The following is a 16439-nucleotide window of genomic DNA, read 5'->3' on the forward strand; positions in this document are numbered from 1 at the left end:
TAAAATAATCATGAAACATGAACTAAAATTACTACTATTCTTTATTTTACTATCACTTAATTGTTTTGCGGAATCAAGCGGTATTCAAAAAATCAATAGCGAAACAGAACTTATCGACGGAAATATTTATACTCTGCGCGGATTCAATCCTGTAACAAATATGTGCTATACGTTTGACGGGTGGCATGTAATTGATGATGATTCTCTTTATCAATTTAAGCGAGTTGAAAATTTAAGCGTAACTGAAAATAAGTCTATAGGTTACAGTAACTTGTGGAAATTATGCAAGATAGGTGACCAATGGGGACTTATGAATCTTAACTTCGGTAGTAGATTTTTAAGTTCTTCACCAAATAATTATAATAGTTCGTATACGTATCTTAAGAAGACTTTTGATAGTTCTTGTTACGTGAAATTTGTCGGTTCTGGTGATGATATGAAAATAAATGTAGGTGGAAAGAACCTTGTTTATTATAACAATATCGATTATACTTTTTATCCATCAATACTAAAAAAATGTGTAGATGTGCAGATCTGTAGGATGGATTCCCCTATAATCCTCGTTGATGAAAATAGAGACTTAGACAAAATAAGTCCTGTTGTAGTTAGTATTAAATTAGCTAGAACATTGAAAGATGATGAAGTCAATACATTTATTGTCCCATTTGATATACCTAATTATAAGAACGTTTTAGGTGCTAATGCACATGTTTATCTCCCAACTGATTATGCAGATTATAAAATCATATTCACAGAATTGGGCGATAATGATATTATTAAAGCCAATACACCTTATCTACTAAAGGGAACGTTCGATTCAAGTGCCTATGTTGTCAATAATGTAATGCTAGATTTTAATGGTGAAGGGGAATGTATGTATAATGTTGGTGAACTTACTATTCACGGATTGTATAAGAGTGAAAATATAGGAATGAAAGATTCATATATTTTTCAGGGGGATCAAATATGCAAATGCTGTAATACTCCGCACGTTTATATATCTCCTTATAGATGGTATTTTACTTCTGAGAAAGAGCAACTTGATAATACGTTGATGAAATTGATATATGACGAAGGTGAAGCTACTATGATAAACACTCCGTTTGCAGATAGGCACATAAAAAAAGAAATTTACCGTCTGGATGGTGTGAAAATGAATTGTGATGATAGTAGACAACTCCAACACGGAATTTACATTATCAATGGAAGAAAAATAATGAAATAAGCATTTCTGATTATTGAGAACAAGAAATAGCTGACAATGAAGAACAACTATATAAAACCACAAATAAAAGACATTCGAATTATAGAGAATATCTCGTTGCTGAGTTCATCAGTAAATCCTTCTAAACAGGATATAATGAATTTTACTCCTGATGTTATTCCTGATGCACAAGATGGTGTTGAAGCATCGTAAAATAATAATGCAGTTAATGACATCATAATAATTATGTATGTTACATTAACCGCATTAATTTATATTATCTTGTTTTGTTATTGATTGTTGGCAAGTTCCATTAAGTATTTGCCATATTCATTTTTTAGCATTGGCTTAGCGTCGTTTATTAGCTGCTGAAGGTCTATCCAACCTTGTCTGTAAGCAATCTCTTCAAGACAGGCGACTTTCAATCCCTGACGTTTCTCAATAACCTCAATGAATGTGCTTGCTTCAGACAAACTGTCATGAGTGCCCGTGTCCAACCATGCAAAACCACGTTGAAGAGGTTGCACTTTCAAGCTCTTGCGATTAAGATATTCCTGATTGACTGTTGTAATTTCTAGTTCGCCTCTTGCACTAGGTTTGATGTTCTTTGCGATGTCAACAACACTGTTTGGATAGAAATAGAGTCCAACAACAGCATAGTTACTCTTAGGATTTTCTGGCTTTTCCTCAATGCTAAGGCAGTTTCCTTTCTTGTCAAATTCAGCTACACCATATCTTTCTGGGTCGTTGACGTAATACCCGAATACACTAGCCATATTATTCTTTTCGGCATCAATAACACATTCTTTAAGAATACTGCTGAATCCTGCACCGTGGAATATGTTGTCGCCCAATACAAGGCAGACAGAATCATTTCCAATAAATTCTTCACCAATAATAAAAGCCTGCGCAAGTCCGTCAGGACTAGGTTGCTCTGCATACTGAAAATTCACTCCGAGATCTTTCCCGTCACCAAGTAAACGCTTGAATCCAGGAAGGTCAAAAGGGGTAGATATAATCAATATATCCTTTATTCCAGCAAGCATTAATACTGAAATAGGATAGTATATCATTGGTTTGTCGAAAATAGGTATAAGTTGCTTGCTTATGCCTTTGGTAATAGGGTAGAGGCGTGTGCCAGAACCACCTGCTAAAACAATACCTTTCATCTATAATTGTCTTTTATATTAATATGCGTGTTTATCTGGTATGATGACACTCTTTATTGTCTTGTAAATTATTTTAATGTCAAGCATGAATGTCCAGTGCTCAATATACCAGATGTCTCTTTCAACTCTTTCTTCCATTTGCCAGAGTTCTTTTGTCTCACCACGGAATCCTGTAACTTGTGCCCAACCTGTAATTCCAGGTTTACAGAAATGGCGAACCATGTACTTATCAATTAATTCACTGTATATCTCTGTGTGGTGTAGCATGTGAGGACGTGGTCCAACGATACTCATGTCCCCTTTTAATACATTCCAGAATTGCGGAAGTTCGTCAATGTTGGTTTTCCTCATAAAATTTCCGAAAGCAAATTTTCGAGGGTCGTTTTTTGTAGCCTGTGCTATATCAGCATCTTGGTTTACATGCATGCTACGGAACTTATAGCAGTAGAATGTCTTTCCTGCAAATCCTGTACGTTCCTGTTTGAAAAAAATAGGACCAGGACTTTGAATCTTGATTATTAAAGCGATAATAGGTATTATCGGAATCATGCAGATGCAGAAAGTTGTACTCACTATGACGTCAAACAGTCTTTTAATTAACTTGTTTGTTATGCTAGAAAGAGGTTCAAGATGATTTGTATATGTCAACGTATCTCCCATCATCTCAGGCTTAAGTCTAAGTCGATAGTTACCAAACATACGCGGAATATAATAGAAATGTATTAAATGTGCATCACAAAATTTCATTATTCTCGCAATTTCATCATTGTCATCATGGCTTAAACTGCATAACACGTCGTCTACTGACGTATCTGGATTATTATCCATTTTGTAGTACAGAGCTTTTATATCGCCAAGATAATTCATATTTTGTGGATTGTTGGCAATAATATTGTTGCTGTAATATCCTTTCACGCGATAGCCTGTTGTGGGATCTCCAACCATTGTGTTGTATAGGTTTACCAAAGCAGGGTCGTTACCTATCATTATAACACTTCTAGTATTCCTTCCCAATTGTCGGATGTGTTTTAGTAACTTTCTCTCAAAAAAGCGGGCTAGCATTATAGTTAAGTAAACTGATAATCCATAGATGAATACAAATTTGAAATGTGTTGGTGTGTCGCTGAGAAAGCCCAAGAATATACCCATAGAAGCGACGTGCGTTAATACTAGTTTTGCAACTCGTGCGGATATCTCTTCAAAACTGATTTTACGATAATGGATTTTGGTTTGAAAAAAATATTGACCAATCACCATAGCAAAATTAGCTGTTAGAATTGTTATTTTTGTTGCACTATGAAAGTATCCTGGAACAAAATCAGGAGTCAGTAAAATGTAACATGATAATATAATATTAATAATCACGAAATCACTGATAATCACCAATTTCTTTGCGAGATCATTTCCGCTTACGTTCTGTCTCATTTGAATGTCTTTTCTGTATAGTTCGTATCAGATCACTAAAAATACTGATTATGTCGCAAAGATAATAAAAATAATATTAAAAACATTCATCCATGTTGTCCTTTTTTTCAATAATGTTTTTGCTCTTGTTATTAGCTTTAAAAAATTAGGTTTATTGGATAAAAATATATATCTTTGCACAAGTGTAAACTATTTTAAGAAAAAGTATATATTGAAAAAACGTTATGGAAATATTTTCTAAACTATTCGGTAAAAAAAATAAAGAAGTGAAAGTTGGCGGAATGGAAGACTTTATGACTCTCATTAGGGTTTACTTTCAAGCTTCATTGGCAGCTAATATTGGTATAAATAATCTTGGAATGTTGCCAGATTTAAGAACTTTTAAGACAACACTTCATGTTCCAACATTAAATAATAAATTAGGGTTGGGGGAAAGAAATCATTGTAAAAAAATGATGAAAGAGATTTATGGACTTAAAGATGAATTCTTTAAGGAAATAGATTTAAGCATTCGTAAAAATTGTCATAAATTACAAGATGTACAACCTTATATGATTCAGTTTCAAGGATTCTCTCAGGATCTTATGATGCTTATGGGAAACTTGATGAAATTTAAATTGAGACTGCCTTCTTTCATGAAGAAATTACTTTATTCTATGACGGAGAAGACTGTGAAAAACTTGTTCGTAAAAAATGATTACAGTGATCCTAGTGTGGTAAAAGCTGTTATGGCAATAAGACAATATGAAAAACGTTTAGGTTTCAGTGAAAAATGGATTACTGATTTTGTGTTCAATGTTGTCATGTTGGCAAAGAAAGAACCTAAGCCTGATGCTGAAACAAAAAAATAGAATAGTTTTTTAGTTAGTATTCAAATGAAACTTTAAATTGGTATTTTTGTTTATGATTAAACAAAAACTTTAAGTAAAATTTGGATATTTCAATTTATTAAACTAAATTTGTAACCAAATTGTATATTTATGACCGCTAGTGAGGATACTTTAAACCTTTTTTCTACCAGGGTGAGGCAGATGATTCTTCAATACAAGGAATTGAAGAAAGAAAATGCTGAATTATATTCTATGGTTGACGAGAAAGACAAACAGGTGGAAAATCTGAAAGCTCAGATTACTCAGGCGCAAAATGATTACAATAGTTTGAAGATGGCTAAGATGCTGGAAATAACAGACGGCGATATGGAAAGCGCTCAGAAACGATTGCAGAAGCTAATCAGAGACGTAAACAAGTGTATAACGCTACTGAGTGAAAAATGACAGAAGCGATGGCTGAAGACAACAAAGACAAGTTACATATAAGATTACACGTATATGATACAGAAATGTCCGTGAACGTTGTTCGCGACGAAGAAAAACTGTATCGTGATGCTGCAAAACTTATAACAGATACAGTAAATACTTATGCTGACGTTTTCAAAGGACGTAAAACGGATAAGGATTTATTGTATATGGCCCTTATTGATATTGCGCTTAGATATGAAAAAGAATCTACACGTAATGATACTGGACCTTATAGTGATATTCTTGGAAAGTTGACTTCTGAAATCGAAGACGCATTGAAGTAAAAAGAATATTATTAATTACATAAAACTATGATAGAATCAATAATAATTGCATTAGTCGCACTCTTTATAGGGGGTGCTGTTGGCTATGCTTTTTTCCGTTATGTCGTTAAGGGAAAATATAAAGAAGTCGTTGATGCTGCCGCTAAGGAAGCTGAAGTTCTAAAGGAAAAGAAGCTCTTGGAAGTGAAGGAGAAATTCCTGAATAAAAAGAGTGAACTTGAAAAAGAGGTTCAGCTGCGCAATATGAAAATCCAACAAAGTGAGAATCGCTTGAAACAGCGTGAAATTTCACTTAATCAGCGTCAGGAAGAACTTGGAAGAAAAAAGTCTGATGTTGAACAAGGACAGTTGAGAATCGATAATGAAAAGAAGTTATTATCTGTAAAACAGCAGGAGCTTGAAAAGATGCAGAAGCAGGAGCAAGCTAAGCTAGAAGAACTTTCTGGACTTAGTGCTGATGAAGCTAAGAGCAGGCTTGTTGAGAGCCTTAAAGATCAAGCAAAACTTGATGCTGCAAGTTACATTAATGAGATTATGGACGATGCTAAGCTTAATGCTAACCAGCAGGCTAAGAAAATCGTAATTCAGACAATACAGAGAGTAGCTACTGAGGCTGCTATTGAAAACTCTGTAAGTGTTTTCCATATAGAAAATGATGAAGTTAAGGGTCGCATTATTGGTCGTGAAGGTAGAAATATTCGTGCTTTAGAGGCTGCAACAGGTGTGGAAATTGTTGTTGATGACACTCCAGAGGCTATTGTAATAAGCGCATTCGATCCTATTCGTCGTGAGGTATGTCGTCTTGCTCTTCATCAACTTGTTGCTGATGGTCGTATTCATCCTGCACGTATTGAGGAGGTTGTTACCAAAGTTAAGAAGCAACTTGAAAACGAAGTTATTGAAACAGGTAAGCGTACAGCTATTGACCTTGGTATTCATGGTTTGCATCCTGAGCTTATCCGTATTATCGGTAAGATGAAATATCGTTCAAGTTATGGACAGAACTTGTTGCAACATGCTCGTGAGACTGCCAATCTTTGTGCAGTAATGGCAAGTGAACTAGGACTTAATCCAAAGAAGGCCAAACGTGCTGGATTACTTCATGATATTGGTAAGGTGCCAGATGAGGAGAGTGAATTGCCACACGCATTGTATGGCGCTAAGATAGCTGAGAAATATAAGGAGAAACCAGATATTTGTAATGCTATTGGAGCTCACCATGATGAAGAGGAAATGACAACATTGCTTGCTCCTATTGTTCAGGTTTGTGATGCTATTTCTGGTGCTCGTCCTGGTGCTCGTCGCGAAATCGTAGAGGCTTACATCAAGCGTCTTAATGATTTGGAGGCTATTGCAATGAGTTATCCTGGAGTTACTAAGACTTATGCTATTCAGGCTGGTCGTGAGCTTCGTGTCATTGTTGGCGCAGATAAGATGAATGATGACGAAAGTCTTAAGTTGAGTGATGAAATCGCAACTAAGATTCAGAATGAAATGACTTATCCTGGACAGGTTAAGATTACAGTTATTCGTGAAACACGTTCTGTAGCATACGCAAAATAAAAGAAGTTTATATTAATATATTAATCCTCCCACATTATTGTGGGAGGATTTTTTTTGTTTAAATCATAATTTTTGGGTATTGCAAATCACTTGATTTTGTAGTTAACTTTGCAGCTGTAAAGAATTTAATAATTTATGGCACAAGTAAGGTTCGCTTTTTTAGTTATTTTATTATATTGTGGTAATGACGTTTCTGCTCAAAATGATTCATTGCGTCCTGTTGTTTTTACTGGTGTAGCAAATATGGAAGTTCGTTTTGGTCCAAATTGTATGGGTAATGAACAGGTATCTTTGAGTTGTCCCCATGTAATAATAGGAGGTAGGTTAAGTCTTTTAAATGGATGGTCTGTCACATCCGAATTTGAGTATGAACATTTGTATGAGAATCATGGATGGGGTCATAATTTAGATAACGAATTTTGCTCTAATGCGCTATATGTTACTAAAAGTTTTACTAATACATTAAATGTAAAAGTTGGTATTGTCGACATTCCTGTAGGCATGACAAATAGTAGAGGACCTGCACTTACGATAGATGATCCAGAGAGTGAAGCAGATATGCTTCCAATGGTGTGGCATGAATCAGGTATATCTTTATTTGGTGAGTATAAAAGGGTGGCATATTCTGTAACAGCTACTTCTTATCTTAATACATTTGAGGTGCTGGGATTAGCGGGTCGAGCAGATTATCGTGTTGCTGAATCTTTAAGATTGGGCTTTAGTGGGTATTTAGGAAAGAGATGTCATGGAATGATCGGTAGGGAAACCTCAGAACAATATTCATGTGCATCTTTGAATTATCTTTCGTTTGATATGGATTATTCTGTTAATGGCTTTTTATTAGACGGTTCAATAATATATTGCAGCGAAGGTAATGGTAAGTCTTTTGGGTATGAATGTGGATATAATCTTATGTTTAATAATGACGATTCTAAATTCCATTCCCAGATAATTCCTTTCTTACGTTATGACTATGTTTGTAGTAAGCTTTTGAATAACACAAAAAAATATACCTTAGGAATGAATATAGTCCCGATTCCGAATTTAATATTCAAGGCAGAATATGATATCCGTGATTATGATTGCTTAGAAACTAGTACTCAATTTGCTTTAAGTCTCGGGTACACGGTCAGCTTTTGATTACAGTTTCTTTATCGCATCAAACCAGAAAATTCATGAAGTGATATAGATATCTATGTATAATACCATTTCATGAATTCTTTCTTAATATATTGTTTTTACAAAATATATTAGAACGTCTTGAATTGTTTGTTTGCCAAATCCTTAACGCCAATACATTCCATTTCGATTAGCCAACCAGGTCTGCATACAGATGCATGAACAATTATGCATGGGATGTTTTCAAATTTATGGTTAAATATCTTTTTAACTGTCCTGAAATCAGCTATATCACGTAGATATACAATCATTACACCTATATCTGTAAAGCCCATATCAGCTTCATCTAATAGAGCTCCTACATTTTCAAGCATACGCAGAGTCTGTTGTTGTATATTTCCAATATGTAGTATATTGCCTTTGTTGTCAATGCTTGCTGTTCCAGAGATATAAATATGTCGTCTGTCTCCATAGTCAATATATGTACCTCGTTCAAAGCTTACACCATATTCGCTTGTGCGGTTCATATATTCAGGTGCATAAACGTATTTCATTTGACCTTGTTTTAATCCGTTGATAGAATATGCGTCCATTTGGACTAATATTTTATGATTTGATTGCCGTCCACCAATCCCTGTACTTGATATGTAATGTGTCTTAGGTGTTAGACCTTGAGTCATGAAAATTTCATTACGAGCTTTTACGACTCCATTATAATTATTATCAATATCATTTATAAAGAACCAAGTCCTTACGCAATTATCAGCAAGAGTACATCCTGTTTCAATAAGTTTCATCACGTAGTTTTGAAGTAAAATACGTGTTTGATATTCCGAATTGAATTCAAGTTTATTGTAATTCCCTAACCAGAGATGTGTATACGTATTATGCTCTACTCTATATAAACCATTTTGCAAAACACGCGTCTTAATTCCTGTTATCATATAAGTCCATAGTGCTATTTTACTCCCGTCAATGGGTGGTTGCTGAATCACAGAAATAGCACAGTCACTAGTCTCCATGTTATAGACTTCATTTTCTTGATTTGCTGAATCACTAAGGAAGTATCTCTTAAAAACGGCAACTGCATTGCCTGTAATATTAATTCTAATTTCATTGTATGCGTTAATCAATGTTTCAAGCTGTTGTTTGAAATTTAGTTCTGTATTTGTTACATGAACTGTAACATGATATTCTCTAGCTTCCGTGTTGTTTGCAAAGCAGAATACTTCAGCATACGCATCGTTTAGTTTTACTGTTTCTTTGAATGATTTTTCTTGTAGCATATTTGTTGTTGTTTATTTATTAATTAATCAAGTTGCATTTAGGCATAAGAGTGCATACCTCCTAAGAAGTAGTTTACTCCGAAATACGTCATGAGTATCATTGCAAATGCAAGCGTAGTATATATATGATAGTATAATGGGCTATTGAATACTGGTAATGATTTCTTGTGTAATACAATTGCATAAAACATAAATGTAATCAAAGCCCATACTTCTTTTGGATCCCAACTCCAATATTGTCCCCACGAAATATTAGCCCAGATTGCACCCACGAAGATTCCTATTCCCAATGCAGACATTGCAGGATATAATAATATTTTAGACAGTAAGTATAATGATGATAATTGATTATCAATAATAGTCTTTTCATCATGCTTTATTCTATGTGTAACATATAATATCAACGCTGTCAATCCGCATATAAATGTAAGTGACAGAAGAGCGAATGACATCATAATTATTGATACGTGGATGCTCAATAATGGTGATGACAATACTGGCATGATGGGAGTAATTTGAGGATCCATTTGCCCTATATGTGATACAAGAAGAAAGAAGCCAGACATAAGGAATCCGAAAGTTATAAGAATTTTAAATCTATGATAAAAAATTAGTGAGAACAACATTACGAACCAAGCCAATAATAGCATCGTTTCGTATCCATTTGCCATCGGTATATTCTTACTAATAATCCATCTTAATATTTCGCAATATGTTAATGCTATAAACGATAAAAGCATTATTATAATAGATGTATATGATATTATTTTAGTAGTATGTCTGTTATTTTTTATACTTGTCAATCTATATATATAATAGAATAGAGTTATAAATCCCATTGTAATATTGATCATAAATAGAATATTAGCAAATGGAATTTTATTATAAGTAAGTTCGGCAATAATCTGTGTTACTGAGGGTAATGTATTTCCTCCGTTTTGTTCTTGATATATTCTTATTTTAGCAATCAACGAATTGAATTGATTATAGTCTCCTGAATGTGCAGACTGATTTAACAATGTGAATATATTTTTGACAAACATAGACTTGTCTGTGTCCATACTCTTCGGAACTTGCGCTTTAGGACTATACCATATTATGTTATCCCCTTTACCATAAGGAAATATCTTAAATGGTTCTCCATGTCGTAACGACATTATCAGTTGCACCTTATCATCAACTTCAACTACAGCTTTATGCAGTTTGTCATGATTACCTTGATAGTATTCCTGAACAGTAGGTCCGAGTATGTACCAACCTAGATTCTTATCGAAAAGTTGATTGATAGAAATGTATTTAGGTAATCCAAAATACTTTCTAATCGTATTGTCTTTTATTTTGATAATAGGTTCATTCTTCCATTCATCATTCCAAAATATAAATCCAGTCAAGACTTGCTCTGCTGAATAGTCATTATACGATGAGCTTCCGTAAAGCTTTTCCGTAAAGTCTATTGCAAATGTCTGAATAGGACATATCCTATTGTTGTACATAATGTCTAGTTTGCCAAACTTATTAGCAGAGATATCAGGTAGCGTCGATGCGGCTTGTGTTACCGAAGAAAATCCGCATAGAAACATGATGCACAACATTCCTTTTTTAAGCAAAGGTGATTTAAGCAGTTTCCGATACGAACCATTAGGATCTATTAGTAGCCATATTAACGAAAAGAAAAGTAATGCATAGCCTGTATATGAAATGGCTATACCGTAGGGATCTGAGTTTATTGTGAGATACGTTCCGTTTCCATCATCGTCGTATGAAGTCTGATATAACCTTACGAAATTATATGTAAAAATGTTGTTGATAGAAATATATCCATCTTTACTTTGTTTGTCATCTGTAATAGTGATATACGAAATATAATCTTTGGGCGCCGATGTGCCATTATTATATATTATATTAAAATTGTTTAGCCGTATGTTGAATGGCAGTGTTTTTATTTCTTTGCCATTGTTCACGATATATTGATTTGTCGTTATACCCTTTCTTATATGGACAAGTCCTTTAATCGCAAACAAATGTGTGATGAGTGCACCTGTCAATATCACGATAAATGAAGTATGTAGTAGCAATAGGGTTGCAGAATGCATGCGCATCTTTATTATATATGTTATTGTGCCTATGGCTAATGCACCCCAAAGCATACAAAACCACCACGAACCATAAATATGCGTTGAGACAAATTGTGTACCTTTTGAATATTCTATGAATGTAGCTGCAGCCATTACTATGATGATAGTAACATATAATGTAGTGATAGATCTTTTTATTTTTTGCCTCATTTTGTTTGTATTTAAGCCCGCCAATATACATTGACGGGCCTTATAGTTAATTTTGATTATATTGCATTTATGAAACTCACAACGGCATCTCTATCATCTTTAGGTAGATTATAGAATTTTTGTGAAGCTTTGTATGCATCACTGTTCTTACTGTATCCATGCCACATGATCGCTTCAACTACGTTTCTGGCTCTACAATCGTGCAGCCTGTCATGAGCACCAGTTTCCTGATAGCTAAGTCCTCTTCCCCATAACGGAGTTGTGCGACACCAGCCTGAGCGTATGTCATTTTCCATGTGTAATTTGTGTTGAACCATGTCTGTATATGGCCATATCTTCTGATGTGCATATCTTGGTAACGGTCCTTGATTCCTAACAATGTAGTCTTTCCAATATTCGTCATTACCAGTAGTCCATGATGGACGATGGCAACCTGTGCATCCCATAGAATAAAATAGAGTTTTGCCTCTTTTTACTTTATCGGTATTCAGACCACGTGCTTTTGGTATAGCTAATCCTCTGTGCCATACCATAAAGTCATAATAGTCTTGGTCACTCATTTCCTCGCCTTTACTATCGTTGTTTACAAAGTATTTTTCGTATGTCTGTGAGTCTGATTTAGAGTTTAGTCCTAGTAATAGGTTTACTAGATAACTCACGCTATCTTTGCTTCCGTCTGCATAATACGGATGTAGAAGAGATGTTTTTGTAGCACCATTATCTTGAATATACTTTATGACATTTGGATTTTCAGACATTGCTTTTGCCCATGCTTTTGTCGTGTATAGATAATGTCTGTCACTGCGTGTTACGTTTGTTATATTCCACATAGCATTAGCTCCAGGTCCATCCTGTAATGATCCGCGTGTCAAAGCATAAGTGAACTTTTTAATACGTTTGTCTCCATCAGCAAGCGTATACCATGCACTAGGAGCCCATGTCTTTGATGCTGCGTCCCACATAGCTGGATTTAATGTAACATAAGGTGATTCGTGAGCATACTGCATTTGCAGCGAATCATCAGGAATTGCATCTAGAAGTGCTGTTCCATAAATGCCAATAGTTGATTCAAGACGAACTTCATAGTTGTCAGGCTTAGGATCAGTGTTAAATGCTGATTGAGGAATAGTCACATCCGGATATATGAGATCATAACTTTCACCGTCTGGAAACTTGTTACTGTGCTCGTCGGTAGCTTTCTTCCATTTTATACTAATCTGGCTTTCGTCGATAGGAGCGAGGAATGGATCCATCGCTTTTGTTTGAGGCATACCTGTAACCTCCGAAATATAACTGTTTGCAGCATACGCATTACCGTTAATGTCTGTTCCTGCTGTAGGATGATACACAACAAGTAGGTATCCATTTCCCATATCATTGGCTTGATAACGTTCCATGCGTTTGCCATGACCGTATGATGGATGACAATACATGCAGCTGGATCTTACCCATGCTGGTCCTAAACCACGACGTGGCTGCGTGTTTAGTGTAAAGTCGTTCTCAAAAAATGTTTCTCCCTTTTTAAACGTTTGATACATTCCGTTGTTTTCTACATACGGAGACGGATTGGAATAGCATCCCTCTTCATTTGATGTTGTTCCAAGTTCTCCACCTGGATTCCATTCTGCAGCCGTAAACACATTGTTTGCTGAATCTACACCTGCGTTTGGATTGACAATATCAGCAGTGTCATTGTCAGTGCATGATAATATAGCTACTGTTGACAGTCCTATAAATAAAGTTTTGCTGATTTTTGATAATTTCATAATGTGGGTATTTAATAGTTTAAAGGAGAATGCCATATTAAATGGCAAACTCCTTTTCTAAATAAAAAATAATTATGACGGGTTATTTATTTGTTTTCTGTACAAACTGGTCTGCCGCACTTAATGCATCGCTAAGTTCCTGGCATGCAGAAATAGCTTTAGCACATTGTGCATTCTTATAATTATTTACGAATGGTGCAGGGATTGCTTTTATTTGTGCCAATGCATTCGTTATGGCTGTTTCAACACGCTTACCTGTTTCTGCGTCATATTTTGCAAAATAATCATGGAATGATTTTCCGTTGCTGCGATTATTTGCAGTTCCACCATACCAAATGTTTTCAATACTGTGTATGTTGTTTTGGAAATCAATAAGTGAGTGTTGACTATATGGTGATTCTATGTAGCTAACGTCAGCACCAGAGTATGGGTTGTTTATTTTTGTGTTACCAACTTCGTCTGCAATTCCTGCTGACCCATGATCACCGCTAAGAATAGCACTTACTGCAGCTTTGACAGATGTATATGTACTACCGCTGTTTCCTGCATTCTGTAGATCATATCCGTATGACTTTTCAAGGTCAGTTGTATATGCCTTTCCAAGATTGTCTAGTTTGTCGAAATGACTTTTTGGCGCGTTCTCATTCCATGCACATTCAAGTTGGTATACACTGTTGCGTAAGTCTTCTGAAACGGCAGCAGCAAATTCTATCTCGCGGGCACCACTAACAGTTGTGAAATCCATTCCGTCTTGATTGTATGTATCTTTACTGTTTAGCTCTTGTGCATTTCTGCTTTTTCCGTCACGGAATAATATAAACTCAATTCCGTGGAAGCCGATAAGACTTTGATCATAATTGCTAGCAGTCGCAATGCTGTTATTACTTGTTAGCAACTTTTGTAAAGAAGCAAGGTCCAGCGGCCATGAGTCTATATGTGGATCAATGCTGAAGTGTGAAGCAGCACCAAGTAGAAACGCCTCACTGCGTTCATAATTGCTTCGTGCATTTAGAAATATCTTGCATGCAGCATCTACCTGTGTCTGAGTAATGTTGCCTGTTTTCATGGCAGCCAGTGCCTCGTATAATTGCGAACAGCTGTCTGCAAGAGCTTTATAGGTCGGGTTTATTGTGTTGTTCACGTCTGCGGCAATAGCTTGTTGTAGCAATTGGTCTCCCTCACTTAAGGTTGTAGATGATGTTTTGTTATCATCATCAGAACAAGATGACATTCCGTATGTGAATACGGTACATAGCAGTAATGCCATTGAATAGTGTGCTAATTTTTTCATTTTCTTTGTTTTTAATTATTACAAATATTTATATGTAGTTTTATAAGAAGAATCCTTCATACGCAATCCCTATCGAGAAAGAAGGTTCATTATTATATCCGCTTTGTAGAAGTCTCTTTGAGTATTCTGCTTTGATGGCTATCTGTGAAATAGGGTAGTAGTTGATTCCGAAAGCCATACGATTCTTTTTCGTGTATGGATAAGCAGGCTCTTCTGAAGTAGGTATATATGAATTGTAATATTCATAATGGCCGAATACATAGAATTTTTGTTTATCTTGTCTTAGTTTCTGAATCTGTGAAAACACATCCCATCCAGCCTCAATGCCTGTAGCGATTGCAGCTTTACCAACATAATCTCGATTGAAAGGAGACGTTTTGGTCTGTCTTCCAGTAAGCAGTCTCACGTCGTTAGCATCGCCAAGATGTCCGTAGTCAAAGTTTCCTCTTACAATCCAGTTATGGGCATTATAAGTAAAATCAAATGTGCCAATTGTTACTGCGCCTTTCAAGTTTCTTGAACTAGCCTCGTCACTTGCCTCTCTGCCAAGAGAGTTGTCTATGCTATGACCATAATATCCACTGATTCCAAGCCTTAATCCAGGTATAGAGTAATTGTCAATTCTTAGTGCTATAGCATATTTGTTTGACGGTTCAAATTCAAAAGCCGAACTTCCGCCTTTTTGTATCCAGTTGTCACGACTGAAACTCAATGCGTTTAATCCTGCTAGGAACTGTAATTCATATTTAAATTTCCCGACTCTTCCCCAAATACTAGCTCCAGTCTGGTGCCATGTGCATGGAAATATAGTAGCTTCGCCTTCAGGTCTATATACTGTAAAGAAGTTGAGTGGTTCATGATGCGCATTAGTAAGTCCTATTGGAACAACGATGTGTCCGAAACGAACATTCAATCCACGTGAAAATGTCTTTTGAAGCCAGAATTGTTCTAGTTCAACTTCTCCACCTTTCTCAACTTCCTGTTCCCATTCTCCACTTTCTTCATATTCTTTTTCATAAGATACTCCAGTTCCGCCATGTTCAAATTCAATCTCTGATCCCATAGTCCAGCCTTTGCCGAAATCATAGCTTAGATATATTACAGCATGTGGAATGTCAAATTTTCCATGGCTTGGATCATTCTTGTATGCACTTGCTTTAGAATACCTATAAACATTATCACTATAGAATTCACGGCTATAAGCCACTTCTCCATATCCACCAACACTAAGCTTTTGTTTGTTGGCATGATTCATGACACTGTCTGAGGTTGAAACTTGTGCGTTAGAAGTGCTCGGAATAGAAATGCCTATTCCGGCTAATACGCATGCTGTCATTACATGTTTTAAATTATTCATTTATCTTTTTATTAGTTATCATTTATTCTATATTAAATCCCAGGTTGATTACTTGTTTTTATAAGTTCTCAAGCCTGGGATACGTCATTGAAAGGTGTCTTACATTTTGCAGTCTCGTATTAAGGCTAGTTCTGTAGTGTAAAGAATTTGTTATAGTATAGTCTTGATAATACGTGAATGGCAATGTTCTTCACATTCCAATTTCGTTTCGTTTGCAAAGGTAATGTCATTATGGATATTGCGCAATACTCAAAAATTGGTAAAAATAATATCATCATATTTAGGTATATTTTTGCTGACATCTTAATGTAATTTACCTTGAATATAAATTCATAATCTTTAGGTATTGTCGCTATAAAATAAATAGTCTACCTTTGCCAATGTAAAATTAT

The 16439-nt window shown here is 35.4% G+C and carries 14 protein-coding genes; 7 read left to right on the forward strand and 7 right to left on the reverse strand.

What is annotated here, in order from left to right; genetic code table 11:
• The first annotated feature begins 10 nt into the window (after positions 1 to 10).
• Both HEQ28_RS01710 and HEQ28_RS01715 read left to right on the forward strand, forming a co-directional pair.
• Positions 11 to 1225 (forward strand): hypothetical protein, encoded by a 1215-nt coding sequence (locus HEQ28_RS01710; RefSeq protein WP_434503469.1) that lies wholly within the window; start codon positions 11 to 13, stop codon positions 1223 to 1225.
• A gap of 36 nt (positions 1226 to 1261) precedes the next feature.
• Positions 1262 to 1417, forward strand: coding sequence for a hypothetical protein (locus tag HEQ28_RS01715; protein WP_434503470.1), 156 nt, complete (start codon positions 1262 to 1264; stop codon positions 1415 to 1417).
• 77 nt (positions 1418 to 1494) lie between these two features.
• On the opposite strand, the gene rfbA is transcribed toward HEQ28_RS01715, so the two are convergent.
• Positions 1495 to 2373 carry a glucose-1-phosphate thymidylyltransferase RfbA gene (rfbA, locus tag HEQ28_RS01720; RefSeq protein ID WP_434503471.1) on the reverse strand — a complete coding sequence of 293 codons (879 nt, stop codon included), beginning with the start codon at positions 2371 to 2373 and terminating at the stop codon, positions 1495 to 1497.
• An 18-nt stretch (positions 2374 to 2391) separates the two neighbouring features.
• Entirely contained in the window at positions 2392 to 3798 is a 1407-nt protein-coding gene (locus HEQ28_RS01725) for an undecaprenyl-phosphate glucose phosphotransferase (protein ID WP_434503472.1), read from the reverse strand.
• A gap of 224 nt (positions 3799 to 4022) precedes the next feature.
• Between HEQ28_RS01725 and HEQ28_RS01730 the strand changes: the two genes are divergently transcribed.
• From HEQ28_RS01730 to HEQ28_RS01750, 5 genes are all read left to right on the forward strand, one after another.
• Positions 4023 to 4649: a hypothetical protein gene (locus tag HEQ28_RS01730; protein ID WP_434503473.1), complete on the forward strand. Its 627-nt coding sequence runs from the start codon at positions 4023 to 4025 to the stop codon at positions 4647 to 4649.
• Positions 4650 to 4778: 129 nt separating this feature from the next.
• Positions 4779 to 5072, forward strand: coding sequence for a hypothetical protein (locus HEQ28_RS01735; RefSeq protein WP_434503474.1), 294 nt, complete (start codon positions 4779 to 4781; stop codon positions 5070 to 5072).
• Positions 5073 to 5080: 8 nt separating this feature from the next.
• Positions 5081 to 5380 carry a cell division protein ZapA gene (locus HEQ28_RS01740; protein ID WP_434504406.1) on the forward strand — a complete coding sequence of 100 codons (300 nt, stop codon included), beginning with the start codon at positions 5081 to 5083 and terminating at the stop codon, positions 5378 to 5380.
• A gap of 27 nt (positions 5381 to 5407) precedes the next feature.
• Positions 5408 to 6943: a ribonuclease Y gene (gene rny / locus HEQ28_RS01745; RefSeq protein ID WP_434503475.1), complete on the forward strand. Its 1536-nt coding sequence runs from the start codon at positions 5408 to 5410 to the stop codon at positions 6941 to 6943.
• Between the two features lie 135 nt (positions 6944 to 7078).
• A complete protein-coding gene (locus HEQ28_RS01750; RefSeq protein WP_434503476.1) occupies positions 7079 to 8083 on the forward strand; it encodes a hypothetical protein in 1005 nt (334 codons plus the stop codon).
• A 110-nt stretch (positions 8084 to 8193) separates the two neighbouring features.
• On the opposite strand, the gene HEQ28_RS01755 is transcribed toward HEQ28_RS01750, so the two are convergent.
• The 5 genes from HEQ28_RS01755 to HEQ28_RS01775 all read right to left on the reverse strand — a co-directional run bounded on the left by HEQ28_RS01755 (position 8194) and on the right by HEQ28_RS01775 (position 16026).
• Positions 8194 to 9348 carry a Rid family hydrolase gene (locus tag HEQ28_RS01755; protein ID WP_434503477.1) on the reverse strand — a complete coding sequence of 385 codons (1155 nt, stop codon included), beginning with the start codon at positions 9346 to 9348 and terminating at the stop codon, positions 8194 to 8196.
• Positions 9349 to 9386: 38 nt separating this feature from the next.
• Positions 9387 to 11633: a cytochrome c biogenesis protein gene (gene ccsA / locus HEQ28_RS01760; RefSeq protein ID WP_434503478.1), complete on the reverse strand. Its 2247-nt coding sequence runs from the start codon at positions 11631 to 11633 to the stop codon at positions 9387 to 9389.
• A 56-nt stretch (positions 11634 to 11689) separates the two neighbouring features.
• A complete protein-coding gene (locus HEQ28_RS01765) occupies positions 11690 to 13399 on the reverse strand; it encodes a di-heme oxidoredictase family protein (protein WP_434503479.1) in 1710 nt (569 codons plus the stop codon).
• 82 nt (positions 13400 to 13481) lie between these two features.
• Positions 13482 to 14690 (reverse strand): imelysin family protein, encoded by a 1209-nt coding sequence (locus HEQ28_RS01770; RefSeq protein WP_434503480.1) that lies wholly within the window; start codon positions 14688 to 14690, stop codon positions 13482 to 13484.
• Positions 14691 to 14730: 40 nt separating this feature from the next.
• Positions 14731 to 16026 (reverse strand): hypothetical protein, encoded by a 1296-nt coding sequence (locus HEQ28_RS01775; RefSeq protein ID WP_434504407.1) that lies wholly within the window; start codon positions 16024 to 16026, stop codon positions 14731 to 14733.
• Positions 16027 to 16439 lie beyond the last annotated feature (413 nt).

Source organism: Prevotella sp. (genome assembly GCF_051059605.1).
In the GTDB taxonomy this organism is placed as follows: domain Bacteria; phylum Bacteroidota; class Bacteroidia; order Bacteroidales; family Bacteroidaceae; genus Prevotella.

Excerpts from the sequence above, each read along its gene's own strand:
- HEQ28_RS01710 (WP_434503469.1), top strand. The coding sequence starts at position 11 with ATGAAACATGAACTAAAATTACTACTATTCTTTATTTTACTATCACTT.
- HEQ28_RS01715 (WP_434503470.1), top strand. The coding sequence starts at position 1,262 with ATGAAGAACAACTATATAAAACCACAAATAAAAGACATTCGAATTATA.
- rfbA (WP_434503471.1), bottom strand. The coding sequence starts at position 2,373 with ATGAAAGGTATTGTTTTAGCAGGTGGTTCTGGCACACGCCTCTACCCT.
- HEQ28_RS01725 (WP_434503472.1), bottom strand. The coding sequence starts at position 3,798 with ATGAGACAGAACGTAAGCGGAAATGATCTCGCAAAGAAATTGGTGATT.
- HEQ28_RS01730 (WP_434503473.1), top strand. The coding sequence starts at position 4,023 with ATGGAAATATTTTCTAAACTATTCGGTAAAAAAAATAAAGAAGTGAAA.
- HEQ28_RS01735 (WP_434503474.1), top strand. The coding sequence starts at position 4,779 with ATGACCGCTAGTGAGGATACTTTAAACCTTTTTTCTACCAGGGTGAGG.
- HEQ28_RS01740 (WP_434504406.1), top strand. The coding sequence starts at position 5,081 with ATGGCTGAAGACAACAAAGACAAGTTACATATAAGATTACACGTATAT.
- rny (WP_434503475.1), top strand. The coding sequence starts at position 5,408 with ATGATAGAATCAATAATAATTGCATTAGTCGCACTCTTTATAGGGGGT.
- HEQ28_RS01750 (WP_434503476.1), top strand. The coding sequence starts at position 7,079 with ATGGCACAAGTAAGGTTCGCTTTTTTAGTTATTTTATTATATTGTGGT.
- HEQ28_RS01755 (WP_434503477.1), bottom strand. The coding sequence starts at position 9,348 with ATGCTACAAGAAAAATCATTCAAAGAAACAGTAAAACTAAACGATGCG.
- ccsA (WP_434503478.1), bottom strand. The coding sequence starts at position 11,633 with ATGAGGCAAAAAATAAAAAGATCTATCACTACATTATATGTTACTATC.
- HEQ28_RS01765 (WP_434503479.1), bottom strand. The coding sequence starts at position 13,399 with ATGAAATTATCAAAAATCAGCAAAACTTTATTTATAGGACTGTCAACA.
- HEQ28_RS01770 (WP_434503480.1), bottom strand. The coding sequence starts at position 14,690 with ATGAAAAAATTAGCACACTATTCAATGGCATTACTGCTATGTACCGTA.
- HEQ28_RS01775 (WP_434504407.1), bottom strand. The coding sequence starts at position 16,026 with ATGACAGCATGCGTATTAGCCGGAATAGGCATTTCTATTCCGAGCACT.